The organism is Arthrobacter sp. H35-D1, assembly GCF_030063185.1.
In the GTDB taxonomy this organism is placed as follows: domain Bacteria; phylum Actinomycetota; class Actinomycetes; order Actinomycetales; family Micrococcaceae; genus Specibacter.
Genome location: NZ_JASISP010000001.1, coordinates 150582 through 162910 on the forward strand (window position 1 = coordinate 150582; position 12329 = coordinate 162910).

12 protein-coding genes and 1 riboswitch are annotated in these 12329 nt (G+C 63.2%); of the genes, 7 read left to right on the plus strand and 5 right to left on the minus strand.

Going from position 1 to position 12329, the window contains the following annotated elements:
- The first annotated feature begins 24 nt into the window (after window positions 1–24).
- Window positions 25–1209, plus strand: a complete 1185-nt coding sequence (locus QMG25_RS00710) for a hypothetical protein (RefSeq protein WP_283456314.1) — start codon at window positions 25–27, stop codon at window positions 1207–1209.
- Between the two features lie 67 nt (window positions 1210–1276).
- Here the strand turns inward: QMG25_RS00710 and QMG25_RS00715 are convergent, their stop codons facing one another.
- Complete coding sequence (locus QMG25_RS00715) at window positions 1277–1435, minus strand: hypothetical protein (RefSeq protein ID WP_283456316.1); 159 nt, start codon at window positions 1433–1435, stop codon at window positions 1277–1279.
- An 82-nt stretch (window positions 1436–1517) separates the two neighbouring features.
- Here QMG25_RS00715 and QMG25_RS00720 point away from each other — a divergent pair, with 82 nt between their 5' ends.
- From QMG25_RS00720 to QMG25_RS00730, 3 genes are all read left to right on the plus strand, one after another.
- Window positions 1518–1667 (plus strand): hypothetical protein, encoded by a 150-nt coding sequence (locus tag QMG25_RS00720; RefSeq protein ID WP_283456317.1) that lies wholly within the window; start codon window positions 1518–1520, stop codon window positions 1665–1667.
- 48 nt (window positions 1668–1715) lie between these two features.
- Entirely contained in the window at window positions 1716–2906 is a 1191-nt protein-coding gene (locus QMG25_RS00725; protein WP_283456318.1) for an acyl-CoA dehydrogenase family protein, read from the plus strand.
- 133 nt (window positions 2907–3039) lie between these two features.
- Window positions 3040–3507, plus strand: coding sequence for a UPF0158 family protein (locus tag QMG25_RS00730; protein WP_283456321.1), 468 nt, complete (start codon window positions 3040–3042; stop codon window positions 3505–3507).
- Between the two features lie 110 nt (window positions 3508–3617).
- On the opposite strand, the gene QMG25_RS00735 is transcribed toward QMG25_RS00730, so the two are convergent.
- From QMG25_RS00735 to QMG25_RS00745, 3 genes are all read right to left on the minus strand, one after another.
- Window positions 3618–5291, minus strand: coding sequence for a ribonuclease J (locus QMG25_RS00735; protein ID WP_283456323.1), 1674 nt, complete (start codon window positions 5289–5291; stop codon window positions 3618–3620).
- Between the two features lie 360 nt (window positions 5292–5651).
- Complete coding sequence (locus tag QMG25_RS00740; protein WP_283456326.1) at window positions 5652–5795, minus strand: hypothetical protein; 144 nt, start codon at window positions 5793–5795, stop codon at window positions 5652–5654.
- Window positions 5796–5981: 186 nt separating this feature from the next.
- Window positions 5982–6989, minus strand: a complete 1008-nt coding sequence (locus tag QMG25_RS00745) for a 1-aminocyclopropane-1-carboxylate deaminase (protein WP_283456328.1) — start codon at window positions 6987–6989, stop codon at window positions 5982–5984.
- A gap of 463 nt (window positions 6990–7452) precedes the next feature.
- Between QMG25_RS00745 and QMG25_RS00750 the strand changes: the two genes are divergently transcribed.
- Window positions 7453–8121 carry a GntR family transcriptional regulator gene (locus tag QMG25_RS00750; protein ID WP_283456330.1) on the plus strand — a complete coding sequence of 223 codons (669 nt, stop codon included), beginning with the start codon at window positions 7453–7455 and terminating at the stop codon, window positions 8119–8121.
- A 60-nt stretch (window positions 8122–8181) separates the two neighbouring features.
- On the opposite strand, the gene QMG25_RS00755 is transcribed toward QMG25_RS00750, so the two are convergent.
- The gene (locus QMG25_RS00755; protein ID WP_283456331.1) at window positions 8182–8754 is read right to left on the minus strand and encodes an OsmC family protein; all 573 of its coding nucleotides are present in this window, start codon (window positions 8752–8754) and stop codon (window positions 8182–8184) included.
- 30 nt (window positions 8755–8784) lie between these two features.
- Window positions 8785–8903, minus strand: a riboswitch (SAM riboswitch).
- 241 nt (window positions 8904–9144) lie between these two features.
- Here QMG25_RS00755 and QMG25_RS00760 point away from each other — a divergent pair.
- A complete protein-coding gene (locus tag QMG25_RS00760; protein WP_283456334.1) occupies window positions 9145–10782 on the plus strand; it encodes an ABC-F family ATP-binding cassette domain-containing protein in 1638 nt (545 codons plus the stop codon).
- A gap of 412 nt (window positions 10783–11194) precedes the next feature.
- Entirely contained in the window at window positions 11195–12307 is a 1113-nt protein-coding gene (locus QMG25_RS00765; RefSeq protein ID WP_283456336.1) for a SidA/IucD/PvdA family monooxygenase, read from the plus strand.
- Window positions 12308–12329 lie beyond the last annotated feature (22 nt).

The window sequence follows — 12329 nt, forward strand, 5'->3', positions numbered from 1 at the left end:
GCACCGTGCCGCAAGGAGGCCGCCATGGGACAGGACAAAGGGGAGGCCCGCAACGCGCGCCTGGACGCACAAGAGCTGAGCGCGGAGGAGCTGGAGGCACTGCGGCCTTATGTGGTGGAACTGCAGAACGGAAAATTTGCCACCACAGCGGAGCTGAACACCACGGAAGCGGACGTGGACGCCATCTTCTCCACGCACCTTCCGGAGTTCGCCCGCAGCCGCGGCCCGGGACCGGTGCCGGTGGTGTTTTGGGCCCATGGTGGACTGGTCGGCGAAAGATCCGCGCTGGCTTACGCCCAGCACAACATTCCATGGTGGCTTGCAAACGGCATCTACCCGATCCACTTTGTGTGGCATTCCGGCCTTTGGGCAACCCTCGGGGATCTGCTGGCAGACCACCTCGGGGAATTGGCCGGGCCCGCCTCCGACACTGCCGCTCTGGCAGAGACGGTCGCCCCGCTTTCCGCTGCGACGGATTTCACCGACGGGCTCATCGAAGACCTGCTGAGGTCCGTCGGAGGGCCGGAAGTCTGGGCAGCCATGAAGGACAACGCACACCGGGCATCGGAGGCTGGCGGCGGGGCCAGCTATGTGGCCGAGGCGCTCCGGGCGTATCTGGAGGTCGAGCCGGCCACCATCCATGCCGCCGGTTTCAGCGCCGGGACCGTTTTCCAGCGCTACTTCATACCGGAAGTTGTGCACGGCGGCGGTGCAGCGTTCAACACGTGCAGCCTGCTGGTGCCGTCCCTCTGCACGGAATCCTTCAAGGAAGGGCTGGCACCGCTGCTGGGCACGGGCATCAAGTCCTTGACTTTGTTCGGCATGCAGGAGGAACTGGCATTGGCAGACAACGTCTTCGGGTTGTACCGCAAGTCGCTGCTTTACCTGATCCAAGCGGCCCTGAACCCCACCCCCGGCACACCCATTTTGGGCCTGCAGGAGTCGGTGTTCGAGGACCCTGCGCTTGCCTCGCTGTTCAAGACTGCACCGGCCGCCGGCATCGCGGATGCTGTTTGGTCCGTGGCCACGTCCGGGCCGTTGGATTCGCGCAGCACCGCCACCACACACACCGCGTTCGACGACGACGCCCACACCATGGACAGTGTGGTCCGGCGGATCACGGGCCGGGAGAACATTGTTTCCTATGGCACCACCCGGCATGCAAGGGTCCTGGCCTTTGTGGCCGGCTCGGCACGAAGCCGGCCTTGATGGCCGCAGTGGCTCTTGCCTCGATTGCGCTGCCGGCTGTGGTGGCCGCCAGTGTCCGCGTTCCTGCCTAGAATCCCGGCAGCATGGGTGCGGCGTCGAGAAGTTCGGAGGCATCGTCCGGGGCGTTGTGCAGGAGAATATTCTCCACGGGAGGCTCGCCCTTGGCAATGAGCAGTTCGTTGATCGAGCTCTGTCCTTCGATTACCTCGGGAAGTTCAAAGTCCATCCGTCAAGCGTACGGTTTCCCGCCACACCCACACTGCTGGACACGCCCGCTCCCCATGCGAGGCCGCCGCTAGACTGTGGTCATGGCCGGGGAAAAGACAACGGACAGCCCAGTGGCTGATGCCGTCAACCTTGCCCTCCTGTTGAGTATTGAGGGCCGGTGGTTGGCTCCGAACACCCGGACCGTCGCCGTGGGCATTGCCGGCAGAAGGGTCCGAGGCGGAGCCGCTTGACGGCCCCGCTCCAGTTTCGAGAAACGCCAACCACACCGGAGACAAACAATGAACGCACGGATTCCTGCACCGCTTTCCAACCGCTCCGACGTGCTCAACCTTGATGCCCTGCTCACCGCCGATGAACTGGCCCTCCGGGGCAAGGTGCGGGCCTTCGTTGACGGCCGGATTAGGCCCAACATTGCTTCCTGGTACGATGACGCCGCCTTCCCCGTGGAAATCATCGCGGAGCTGGGGGCCCTAGGATTGCTCGGCATGCACCTTTCCGGGTATGGCTGTCCGGGCCGCTCCGCCGTCGAGTACGGCATTGCCGCCATGGAACTGGAGGCCGGTGACTCGGGGCTGCGGACCTTTGTCAGCGTGCAGGGTTCCCTTGCCATGAGCGCCATCCACAAATGGGGAACGGATGAGCAAAAGAGCCGCTACCTGCCCGGCATGGCGCAGGGCACCATCATCGGGTGCTTCGGACTGACCGAACCCACGGCCGGCTCCGATCCTTCGTCCATGGCGACGTTTGCCCGGCGCGACGACAGCGGCGGGGGTTGGGTGCTCAACGGTGCCAAACGGTGGATCGGGATGGCCTCGATTGCCCACCTTGCCGTCATTTGGGCGCAAACTGACGACGGCGTGCGTGGCTTCCTGGTGCCCACGGACACCCCCGGCTTTTCAGCGGTGCCGATCGAAGGCAAGCTGTCCATGCGTGCCTCCATCCAGTGCGACGTCGAGCTCATCGACGTGCACTTACCGTATGAAGCCCTACTGCCGGGCGCCAAGGGCTTGCGGGGTCCTTTCTCCTGCCTGGACGAGGCGCGGTACGGGATCATCTGGGGTGCCATGGGTGCCGCCCGCGACAGCTATGAAGCTGCCTTGGCATACTCCCTGCAGCGCATGCAGTTCGACAAACCGCTGGCCTCCCACCAAATCACCCAGCAAAAACTTGTCAACATGCTGGTGGAGATCCAGAAGGGCACGCTGCTGGCCATCCACACGGGGCGGATGAAGGATGCCGGGACCCTCGAGGCCGCGGCGATCTCGCTGGGCAAGCTGAACAACTGCCGGGAGGCGATCCGGATCTGCCGCGATGCCCGCGCCATTCTGGGCGGCAATGGCATCACCTTGGAGCATTCCCCGCTGCGCCACGCCAACAACCTTGAGTCGGTGCGCACCTATGAGGGCACCGATGAAGTCCATACCCTCATACTGGGTAGCCACATCACCGGCATCCGCGCGTTCCACTAGGGAAAGGACGGTGCGGCGTTCCAGTTTCGGCGCCTCGGAGCCGCACCACCCCCTTGTCTTTTTCCGTGCCGCGGGGAACCATGGTGTCCTAGGCATGTCATCATTTCGAGCACCACCGGTAAGGAGTCCTGCCGTGTTGCATGTGGAAGACGTCGATCTTGAGCAGTTGGCCATGGCACTGGAAAACCACTTCATGGACTATGAAACGTTCTTCTGGGTGGATCCTGCCAACGGCACCATTGAATTGTGGTCCGAAGGAGTCGCCGACGAAGCCGAGTCCGAAGGCTGGGATGTGGACAGCCGCGACGGCGTGCGCATCGACGCCATCGAATCCCACGAGGGGTTCAGGGACATGGAGAAGTTCATTTCCACCCTTGCGGACACCGATTGCCGGGCCCGGCTCACCCAGGCGATCGATCACAACAAGCCGTTCCGTCACTTCAAGGATGCCCTCCACGAATTCCCCGAAGAGCAAACCCAATGGCATGAATTCCATGACGCGCTCATGAAAATTCGGGCCATTCAGTGGCTTCGGGACAGCGGCCTGGTTGACCCGGTGGAAGCTGATGCCGTCCTGGTGCAAATCGACAGCGGCGGCTAGCGCACACTCGTGGCAAGCCGAAGGCATGCCGGATGCGAAAAAGGGCCCGGTCGGTGCCCATATCCGCAACGGACATGGGCACCGACCGGGCCCTCAACGAGTGGTGCGGACTACGCGTCCACGATGATGACCGTGTAGACCGGCTTGCGGCGCAGCGCCCTGTCGGACCAGCGCAGCAGGGCATCGGCAATGGCCTTTTCCGCGACGGGCCCCGTCTTCTCGCCCCGAAGGCCGGAGATGGTCTTTTCCACGATGCCCGTGGCCTTCTCCAAGTCCTTCGGCGTCAAGTTGAAGCCCACCGGGAAGAATTCCGGGTCTTCTTCCATCTTGCCGGTGTCAGGATTGACGATCAGCAACAGTGTCACTGCGCCGTCTGCGCCCAACCGGAGGCGGTCCTGCAAGGATTCCTCCGTTGCCGCACCGGCAACCATGTTCTCCACATACACGTAAGCGGCGGGAACGCTGCCGCTTACCTTCGCCACGCCGTCCTTGAGATCGATCGTGGTGCCGTCCTCGACAATGAAAGCGTTCTTCGGATCCACGCCGGTGCGGACTGCCAGCGCGGCGTTGGCCTTGAGGTGGCGGTATTCACCGTGCACCGGCATGACGTTGCGCGGGCGCACCAGGTTGTAGCAGTACACCAGCTCGCCGGCGCTGGCGTGCCCGGAGACATGGACCTTCGCATTGCCCTTGTGGATCACATTGGCGCCCTGCTTGGTGAGGTCGTTGATCAGTCGGTAAATCGAAGACTCGTTGCCGGGAACAAGCGAGCTGGCCAGCAGGACGGTGTCGCCCTCGGTCAAGTTGATCTGGTGGTCGCCATTGGCCATGCGCGCCAGCGCCGCCATGGGCTCACCTTGGGAACCGGTGCAGATGAGGACGGCCTTGTTGGGGGCCATCTTCTCCAGTTCCTTGGCTTCAACGAGCATGCCGCGCGGAATCTTCAGGTAGCCCAGTTCGCGCGCAGTGGTCATGTTGCGCACCATGGATCGGCCCACAAAGGCGATCTTGCGGTTGTACTTATGGGCAGAGTCGATGATCTGCTGGATGCGGTGGACGTGGCTGGCGAAGCTGGAGACCACCACGCGACGCGGCGCGGTGCGCATGACGCCATCGATGGCCGGGATCAAATCGGCTTCAGCCGCCAGGAAGCCCGGAACCTCGGCATTGGTGGAGTCGGGCAGGAACAAGTCCACGCCCTCCTCGCCCAGACGCGCAAAGCCGGCGAGGTCGGTAATGCGCTTGTCCAGCGGGAACTGGTCCATCTTGAAGTCGCCAGTTTCTAGCACCAGGCCGGCCGGCGTACGGATGGCAACGGCCAAGCCGTCCGGGATGGAGTGGTTCACTGCCAGGAATTCGACGTCAAAGGGACCAAACTTGCGGCGGTCCCCTTCCTTGACCTGGATCATTTTGGCTTTGATCCGGTGTTCGTCAAGCTTGGTCTTGACGAAGGCCAAGGTCAGCTTGGCGGAGATCACGGGGATGTCCCCGCGTTCCTTGAGCAGGTACGGCACGCCGCCAATGTGGTCTTCGTGACCGTGGGTCAGGACTAGGCCAACAACGTCCTGCCACCTGTCCTTCAAATAGGAAAAGTCGGGCAGGATCAGGTCGACGCCTGGGTGGTGCTCTTCGGGAAACAGTACTCCGCAGTCAACAATCAGCAGTTTTCCTGCAAATTCGAAGACGGTCATGTTGCGGCCGATCTCCCCCAGTCCGCCAAGGGCGACGACGCGCATTGCGCCATCCTCGAGGGCGGGCGGGGTCCGGCGTGGTGTTCTTCTCATGGATTCCAGACTCTGTGGCGTGGACGGTAATGGACCGGCGATGACTCGCCGCTTTCTGGCGTGACGCCTTCGGCCAAGTGCCGGCACGGCATCACGAAAAGTTTTGGGACAGCTTCAGCCGATTTTACCACCCAACGGCACAACCAATTCCCGCTTGCCCCGGACGCGCGGCAAAGAGCTGCCACGGCGGGCTGTTTCAAGTCCCGCGGACCTCCCTTGGACAGACAAAACCAAGGTGCCGCCGTCGTTTGTCAATGAACGACGGCGGCCAGGTCGGCTTGGGTGCCGGGCGATGCGGATCGGCTTGGGTGCCGGGCGATGCGGACTCATGCACAAAACGGCACGGGCGCCAGCGCCCGACTAGTGTTTTTTGGTCATGTGCGCCACGGGATCGGCCGACTCGTCGACTGCCCCGCGCGCCTTCTTCTCCGCACGCTTGGCCTTGATGGCATGGCCCTTGTCCAGCTTCTTGTGTTCGTGGTGGTGCGGCTGTTTGTCAGGCATGTTCTCCAACGCTCCTTCAGCAGTAAAACCGGTTCAGGCCGTGCGGTCCAAACTGCCCCTCACATAAACGTTACGCCCATTCCTGCAAGCCCAACAGGGGAACTTTCCGGGGCCGGAAAAGTCGAGAGGTGAGCGGGCAATTTCGGGCGGGTCGGCCCCCAATCGGAGAACGTCGCCTGATGCCGCCTAGCGGAAGAGTCCGCTGTAGGCGTTGAGGGCAAGTTGGCCTCCGAGGTGGGCGTAGAGGACATTGCTGGTGGCGGGGATGTCGTGGCTGCGGACGAGGTCGATGAGTCCGGCCATGGATTTGCCTTCGTAGACGGGGTCGATGATCATTCCTTCCAGGGAGCCGGAGAGGCGGATGGCTTCGAGGGTGGATTCGACGGGGATGCCGTAGTAGTCCCCGGCCCAGCCTTCCAGGACGGTGATCTCGTCCTCGCGCAGTTCCCGTTCCAGTCCAATGAGTTGTGCTGTGTGGCGGGCGATGCGTTCGACTTGGGCGCGGGTTTTTTCGATGGTGGCGGAGGCGTCGATGCCGATGACCCTGCGTGGGCGGTCCTGGCCGGCGAATCCGGCAATCATTCCGGCATGGGTGGAGCCGGTGACGGTGCAGACCACGATGGTGTCGAAGAAGACGCCGAGTTCTTGCTCCTGTGCCTGGACTTCATCGGCCCAGTTTGCGAAGCCGAGTCCGCCCAGGTGGTGTTCGGAGGCTCCGGCGGGGATGGGGTAGGGCTTGCCGCCGGCGTCTTCGACGTCCTTGATGGCTTGTTCCCAGCTGCTGCGGATGCCGATGTCGAAGCCGGCAGCGTCCAGCTGCACGTCGGCGCCCATGATGCGCGAGAGCATGATGTTGCCGACGCGATCCGAGAGCGGGTCCGGCCAGTCCACCCAGTTTTCCTGCACGAGGCGGGCCTTCATGCCGATCTTTGCTGCCACGGCCGCGACTTGGCGTGTGTGGTTGGACTGGTATCCGCCGATGGAGACCAGCGTGTCCGCGCCTTGGGCGATGGCGTCCGGGATGATGTATTCGAGTTTGCGGGTCTTGTTCCCGCCGAACGCCAGGCCGGAGTTCACGTCCTCGCGCTTGGCCCAGACCTTCGCCCCGCCAAGGTGCTCGCTCAGCCGCGGCAGGTCATGGATGGGGCTGGGACCGAAAGTCAACGGGTAACGCTCAAAATCAGTGATTGCCATGGGAAATCCTTTGCGGGTCGGGCCGGCTTTGAACTGCGCAGAGCTGGAACAAGCGCAGGGAATCCTCGCGGCCTGTGAGCTGCACGGCCCACAGCGAATCCGTACCCTGCGTTGCAATATATTGCATACGCAAATGCCTGCCCTGTCAATGGCTGGCCGGCAGGGACCCGGGTTCATTCCGCAGCACCTGCGGGTGGCAGGCAGGGGCCCGGGTTCATTCTGCAGCACCTGCGAGTGGCCGGCAGGGACCCGGGTTCATTCTGCAGCTCCTGCGAGTGGCCGGCAGGGACCCGGGTTCATTCTGCAGCTCCTGCGGGTACCGGGGTCGGCGACCCACAGGTGCTGCAGAATGAACGGGCGACAGGGACGCTGACCCGCAGGAGCTGCAGAATGAACGAGCCCGGGCTGCCGAGGATCGTCAGTCAGGGACTGTTTTATTGCAGGCAGCGATATCCTATATTGCATGCCCACTCCCCAGCCCCAAGGGATCCACAAACGCTCCCTGTTGCGCAACGACGTGTACGAATCCATTCGCGACGCCATTGTCGACGGCACCTTTGCCCCTGGCGAGAGGTTGCGGGACCCCGAACTTGAGGCATGGCTCGGCGTCAGCCGGACACCCATCCGCGAGGCACTGCTGCGACTCGAACGGGCCGGATTGATCATTGCCCAGCCAGGCCGGGCAACCACGGTGGCGCCCTGCAACCCGGAGTCAACACTCGGCGCCCAGCAGGTGGTGGCCGCCATGCATGAGCTCGCCGCACGCTTGGCCGTGCCGACGCTGACGAACGCCGGGTTGGAAGCCATGGCGGAGGCCAATTCCAAGTTTGCCGCGGCCCTGAAGAACGACGACGTCGACGCCGCCTTGGCTGCCGACGACGAGTTTCACGCCGTCTTCATTGACGCCAGCGGCAACGACATGATTCCCACGGTGCTGGATTCCGCGCTACCCGTGGTGCGGCGTGTGGAGCGCCAACGATTCAGCTCGCACGCCGCACGCCACTCCGTAACGGCCCATGCCAAAATCATCGCGCTGGCCGCCGCAGGGGATGCAGACGGCGCCTCCTTGACCACCCGGATAAATTGGCTCTCGTTGGGCGCCACCCAAGAAGCTGCGGCGAGGCAAGAGTAGATTCCGGCTCGGCAAGCCCCCTGCTGCGGACAGCAAGCCGGGCTGAACTTTTTTACAGGACTAGACCTTCGCGACCACGGCGCTGACGGGCGTGATGTTGCTAAAGAGGTCTTGCACGGGGCAGCGGGCCTCAACTGTCCGGCCCAGTTCCTCGTAGCGTTCCTGGGATTCCGGGCCTGAAATGCTCACTGCCAACCGGATGTCACTGAACCCCGGGCGGACGCCCTCGTCCAGCCCGAACAAGCCGCGCACATCCAAGTCGCCCACGGCGTTGATGGTGATGTCATCTATCTGGATGCCCAATTGCTCCGCGTAGAGGCGGTACACCACCACCTGGCACGCGATGACGGCACCCAGTGCATACTCAACGGGGCTCGCAGCGTCGTCGTCGCCTGCCAGTGCGGCCGGCTCATCCACAATGAACTGATGCTTGCCGGCGCTGATGCGGGTGGCCACCGAACCGACCCCGACTCCTGTCACGTTGTAGCTCAGCTTCGCGTTGTCGGCCTTGGCGCCGATTCGCTTCGCCCACGCGGTCCCTGCTTCGCCCAGGCGGGCCGAGCGCTGCGCCGCGGCGTCACTGGTGCTGCCTGTGCCGCTGGGAATGTCGGTGCGGGCGATTGTTTCAGTCATGGTGTTCCTTCGTTCGGGAAGGCGCATGGTGCGCCATACTTACGCCGGCGGCTGGTGCCGAGAGCGTCGAATCCTCACCTGGGGCACCCCACTATGGTGGCGAGGGTTGCCGTTCGACCGGCCAGGGCCCGTGGTCGAAACTCTTGATTCTGTCCATCAGTCTGCCAACCCGGGCTCCCCGCTTCAACCTCTCCGTCACACGGAGCAACAGTTCTTCCACGCACGACGGCGTCACCCGCCCCGCGGAATCTATGCTGCACTTGTTGGACGAAAAACGACGAAAATGGGCCTATTCCGTCCAACAAGTGCAGCATAGATTCAGGGGAAGGGGTGACCGGGCACACCTCGTTGCAGTCAGGCCCATCCCCGGAAGCAACTTAAGCTGGAGACATGAACGCAACACTTGTCGTGAAGGACCTTTCCGGGGGCCACGCGCACCGCACCTTGTTCAGCAAGCTGTCCTTCACGGTGGCACCGGGAGACGTGATTGGAGTTGTGGGTGCCAACGGCGCCGGGAAGTCGACCCTGCTTGGACTGCTCGCCGGTGCGGGCACGCCGCAGGCCGGGTCCGTCGGCACAACGCCGCAGGATGCCTTTGTGGGCTGGCTCCCGCAGGAGCACGAGCGCCTTGAGGGTGAAACCGTGGCCGCTTACATTGGCCGGCGCACCGGATGCACACTGGCCACCGCGACCATGGAATCGGCCGCCGATGCCTTGGGTTCAGGCAACTCCGCAGACGACGACAGGTACGCCGACGCCCTCGACCACTGGCTGGCGTGCGGCGCAGCCGACCTTGACGAGCGCATCCCCGCCACACTGGCCGAACTAGGGCTGGAGGTGAGTCCCGAAGCGGCCATGACCGGCTTGTCCGGCGGCCAAGCAGCAAGGGTTGCACTGGCGGCACTGCTGCTGAGCCGCTTCGACATTGTGCTGCTGGACGAGCCCACCAACGATCTCGACTTGGCCGGGCTGGCGCGGCTGGAGGCATTCGTCACGGGCCTGCGCGGCGGAGTGGTGCTCGTCTCCCACGACAGGGAGTTCCTGGCCCGCTGCATTACGTCCGTGGTGGAGCTCGACCTGGCCCAAAACAAGGTGGCTGTTTACGACGGCGGCTACGATTCCTTCCTGGAGGAGCGCGCCATCGCCAAACGCCACGCCCGCGAAGCGTACGACGAGTTCGCGGATAAGAAGGCGGATTTGGTGGGACGCGCCCGGACGCAACGCGAATGGAGCTCTCAAGGTGTGCGCAACGCGCTAAAGAAGAATCCCGACAATGACAAGATCCGCCGCCGCGCCAGCGCCGAGTCCAGCGAAAAGCAGGCCCAAAAGGTTCGGCAGATGGAGTCCCGGATCGCACGGCTGGATGAAGTCGATGAGCCACGCAAGGAGTGGGCGCTGCAGTTCAGCATCGGTGCCGCGCCGCGTTCCAGCACGGTGGTTTCCACGTTGAACGCCGCCGTGCTGCAGCAAGGCGATTTCAGCCTAGGGCCTGTCTCCGTACAGGTCAACGCCGGGGAACGGATTGGCATCACCGGCCCCAACGGCGCCGGCAAGTCAACGTTGTTGCGGCTTTTGCTGGGCCGCACCTTGCCCGACGCCGGCACCGCCTCCCTGGGAGCCAATGTGGCCATCGGCGAAATTGACCAGGCCCGCAGCCAATTCCCGCAGCAGGTTCCGCTGGGCGCGGCCTTTGAAGAATTGGTCCCCGAGCTGAACCAAGGGCAGGTGCGCACGCTGCTGGCCAAGTTTGGCCTCAAGGCGGACCAGGTCACCAGCACCGTGGGTGCGCTCTCCCCCGGCGAACGCACCCGTGCGTCGCTGGCACTGCTGCAGGCACGCGGCGTCAACGTGCTCGTATTGGACGAACCCACCAACCACCTTGATCTCATTGCCATCGAACAGCTGGAGGAGGCCCTTGACAGCTACGAAGGAACGCTGCTCCTCGTCACCCATGACCGGCGGTTGTTGGAAAATGTTCGCCTTGACACGTACTGGTCCGTCGCTGCCGGGCAGCTGAGCGAGCTTTAGCCGCCGTCAGCACACCCGGTTCCGATCGCTTCGCGACCCGCCGGCCCAGCACGCGCTCGAGGGAAACCCATTAGAAAAAATTATCAATCTATCAATTTTGAATTAAGAAAACTAAAATGTTGCCATAGGTAACAGGTTTGCTGCTTCTTGGATCTGCGGCAAGCCGCTAGTCGACTCCTGGTGCACGCTTGCACCACGAACGGTTCCGGCCCGCCGATATCGGCGAAAGTGCCCTGGAAAGACCGGTGGCCATCCACCGAATTTTTTGCCGCAGCCACGTCTGCCGCCGCGCACACCGCGCCCCGACGCTCCGCCACGGCTGCGCCTTTTTGGTCCGCTCCTCTCGGCGGGCATGGATTCGAAGCGTCGCAAATTTGTCGACACAGGAAATCCAAGTGATGAGGGGAGCAGCATGTCATTACGAGTCGGAATCATTGGTGCAGGCCCCAGTGGCATGGCACAATTGCGCGCATTTGAGTCAGCGCGCAAAAACGGTGCACAAATTCCCGAAATCATGTGCTTTGAAAAGCAGGCAGACTGGGGCGGACAGTGGAACAGCAGCTGGCACACTGGTCTGGACGGACACGGCGAGCCCGTCCACTCCGGCATGTACCGACACCTGTGGTCCAACGGCCCCAAGGAATGCCTGGAATTCTCGGACTACTCCTTTGCCGAACACTTCGGCCGCGCCATTTCTTCCTTCCCTCCGCGCGAGGTGCTCTTTGACTACATCAAGGGTCGCGTCGAGAAATCCGATGTCCGCAAATACGTCCAGTTCAACACCGTGGCCCGCCACACCAGCTACAACCCGGCCACGGAAGAGTTCACGCTCACCGTCGAGGACCTGACCACAGGCACCACCGCCGACCACGTCTTTGACAAACTGGTGGTTTTCAACGGGCACTTCTCCACTCCGGCAGTTCCGGAATTCGGGGGCGTCAACACCTTCCCCGGCGAGGTTCTGCACGCACACGACTTCCGTGGAGCCGAGCGTTTTTCCGGCAAGAACATGCTCATGATCGGCAGCAGCTACTCCGCCGAGGACATCGGCATGCAGGCGCACCAAATGGGCGCGGCGTCCCTCACCTTCAGCTACCGCCGCGCACCCATGGGCTTCGACTGGCCTGAAAACACGGTGGAGCGACCTCTCGTCACCCGATTCGAAGGAACCACCGCGCACTTCAGCGACGGCACCCAAGGCGACCCCGACCACAATGCCGAGGCGGATTTCCAGTCCGACTCCCTGGGCGAGCTCATTGCCGCCACCGATTACCCGCCGTTTGACCTGGACGCAGTGTCGGCGCTGTTCAAGGACTGGATGCACCACAAGGAAACCAACATCCTGGGCTACCGCGACATGGCCCACCGTTCAGTAATCACGGGAACCATGGCCACGCATCACCACACGCGCTGGATCAACGCCATGGACGACTCCCTGCAGCGCTGCCTTAACGCCCCTTCGCAGGATGTTGACACCGGCACCTTGGCTGCGCTGACAGGGCTGGACCAGGTCCACAGCAAGTAGGCCATTTTTCACGTTCGACGGC